The 2,842-nt window shown below is 60.5% G+C and carries 1 protein-coding gene and 1 pseudogene; both read left to right on the forward strand.

Annotated elements, in window-relative coordinates:
- Positions 1–99 precede the first annotated feature (99 nt).
- Positions 100–1,107, forward strand: a pseudogene (locus tag PG899_RS09920) (retention module-containing protein); the annotation flags it as partial.
- A 543-nt stretch (positions 1,108–1,650) separates the two neighbouring features.
- A partial coding sequence (locus PG899_RS09925) for a DUF5801 repeats-in-toxin domain-containing protein (protein ID WP_270697355.1) occupies positions 1,651–2,842 on the forward strand: 1,192 nt, incomplete at its 3' end.

Consider the following 2,842-nt stretch of genomic DNA (forward strand, 5'->3'; position numbering starts at 1 on the left):
TCATGTAGAACCTCCTGCGTTCAAGGTACGGGAAAATTCTACTTATGAGCACCCTGGTTTTTCGGGGGGATTACCCTGGCAGATGGAAGCAGCCGCCCATTGCAAAAGGGCGAGATCCTCCAACCGGGAGCCAAGCTTAATATTGCAGATGACGCCAAACTGGTATTGGCTCCCTATGACGATTCTCCTGCTGCAGCTACTCCAGATGCTCCCGCTCATGACGCACCAGCCCCTGGTCAACCTCAAGCCCCTGATGCGGGTACTGCGGCTTCTCCTGATATCGCTGCATTGCAAAAATCAATTCTGCAAGGGGTAGACCCGACACAAAACTTTGAAGCTTCTGCTGCCGGTGGGGCACCTGCCGCCGGTGGTGGTGGCGGGATCGGTGGTGTAGCCGGTGCCAGTGGCAATGGTGGCTTTGTCACGATTGACCGTATTGGTGATGCAACTATTGCTGCCGCAGGCTTTGACACCACATATCAGACAGAGCCGGTTTTAGATACACAACAAGTAGTAGAGCCCTTGCTGGTCAATGAACTGACGGATCAGGGCGAGCAGCTGGTTGTTGCGGAAGACGGTGTATTGAATGGCAATTTGCTGGATAACACGGTCAATACCGATGGGCCGTCAGCTGCGTCGGTTCTGCTCTTCAGCTGGGGAGGCAACGCCAATTTGGCTGTCGGAACCAGTGTGACAATCGACGGGATCGGTACGCTTGTCGTCAATGGCGATGGCAGCTTCACATTCACCCCGGCTCCCAACTACGACGGTGCTGTTCCCCCTGTCGTATACACGGTTACCGATGGCACCGATACGGTCCAATCCACCTTGGAACTCACTATCACGCCAGTCAATGATCTTGCTGATCAGGGTGAGAACGTCGTGGTGACGGAGGATGCGACGGTATCGGGCAATTTGCTTGATAACACCGTCGATAATGATGGGCCTCAGGCTGCTGCTGTCACCGGATTTAGCTGGGGTGGGGTTGCCAACTCGATTCTGGGCACCCCCGTCACTCTGGCAGGGGTCGGTACCCTGCTGGTTAATGCAGATGGTAGTTATCAATTTACGCCCGCCACCAATTATGACGGTCCTGTCCCGGCGGTGAGTTATACCGTGACAGATGGCACAGATTCAGTACAGTCCATATTGACAATCACGATCACTCCTGTTGATGAGCCGGTTGAGCTTGCCGGTCTGCAGCTGGAGGGGGGAGAACTGACATTAAATGAAGCCTCATTGGCAGGAGGGAGTAATCCGAATGCAGCCGCTGTGACTCAGAGCGGTACTTTTACCTTCAGTGCAGCCGATGGTGTGCAGAGTCTGACACTGGGAGGCGTCGCCTTGGTCACCAACGGGCAAGCTGTTACAGCCTTCCCGCAAACAATTACCAGCCCACTAGGTAACCAACTGATCGTTACCGGCATTAATTACAATCCCGTGACCGGCACGGGTAGCGTGAACTACAGCTACACCCTGGGGGGAAGTGAAACCCACACCCAACCTGCCGATGACAACTCGCTTAGTGAGAGTTTCAGCGTCGTACTGGTTGATACCGATGGTGACAATACCAGCGGCAGCCTGGATGTGGTCATTCTGGATGATGTTCCCAGTGTCACCCTTACTACCAATTCTGAAGGATTGGGCGCAGTGTCCGTGGATGAAAGCCTGGTTAGCCTGGGTGGCGTTGGCAGCGACGGGGTGGCCAGCGCCACCCTGAGCGCGGGCACTGTGCAGGCCCAATTCAACCCGGCCTTCGGGGCCGACGGGGCGGGCAGCATCGGCTACAGCCTGGCGCTGACCGGCAGCAACGTGGCGAGCGGCCTGTATGCGGTCGATCCGGCCGCGGCCAACGGCCAGGGTGCGGCCATCGTGCTCAATCAGGTGGGCAACGTCATCACTGGCAGCGCGGGTGGGGTGGACTACTTCACCCTGACCATCAACCCGACCACCGGGGAAGTGACCCTGGCCCTGCTGGACAACGTCTGGCACGGCGACACCACCAATGCGGATGACAGCGTGGCGCTGACGCTGGGGCAGGGCGTGTTGACCCTGGTGCAGACCGTGACCGATGCCGATGGCGACAGCGCCAGTGCGGCGGTAGATCTGGGCGCCAACGGCGTGTTCCGCTTCGAGGATGACGGCCCGCGGGCCGGGCTGGCGGTGGAAGCGCCGAGCCTGGGGGCGAGCGTGGATGAAAGCCTGGTCAGCCTGGGTGGCGTTGGCACTGACGGGGTGGCCAGTGCCACCCTGAGTGCGGCCACTGTGCAGGCCCAGTTCAACCCGGCCTTCGGGGCTGACGGGGCGGGCAGCATCGGCTACAGCCTGGCGCTGACCGGCAACAACGTGGCGAGCGGCCTGTATGCGGTCGATCCGGCCGCGGCCAACGGCCAGGGTGCCGCCATTGTGCTCAATCAGGTGGGCAACGTCATCACTGGCAGCGCGGGTGGGGTGGACTACTTCACCCTGACCATCAACCCGACCACCGGGGAAGTGACCCTGGCCCTGCTGGACAACGTCTGGCACGGCGACACCACCAATGCGGATGACAGCGTGGCGCTGACGCTGGGTCAGGGCGTGTTGACCCTGGTGCAGACCGTGACCGATGCCGATGGCGACAGCGCCAGTGCGGCGGTGGATCTGGGCGCCAACGGCGTGTTCCGCTTTGAAGATGACGGCCCCAGCGTGACCATCAATGCGGTGGCGGACGGTGGCATCACCCTGACCACCCAGGATGCACAGACCATCGGGTCGGCCAGTGACACGGCGACCGGCAGCTTTGCGGCGGCGTTCCTGGCAGCGGCGGTGCCGAGCTATGGCGCGGACGGTCCGGGCACCACGA

The organism is Aeromonas sp. QDB39 (assembly GCF_027707585.1).
In the GTDB taxonomy this organism is placed as follows: domain Bacteria; phylum Pseudomonadota; class Gammaproteobacteria; order Enterobacterales; family Aeromonadaceae; genus Aeromonas; species Aeromonas hydrophila.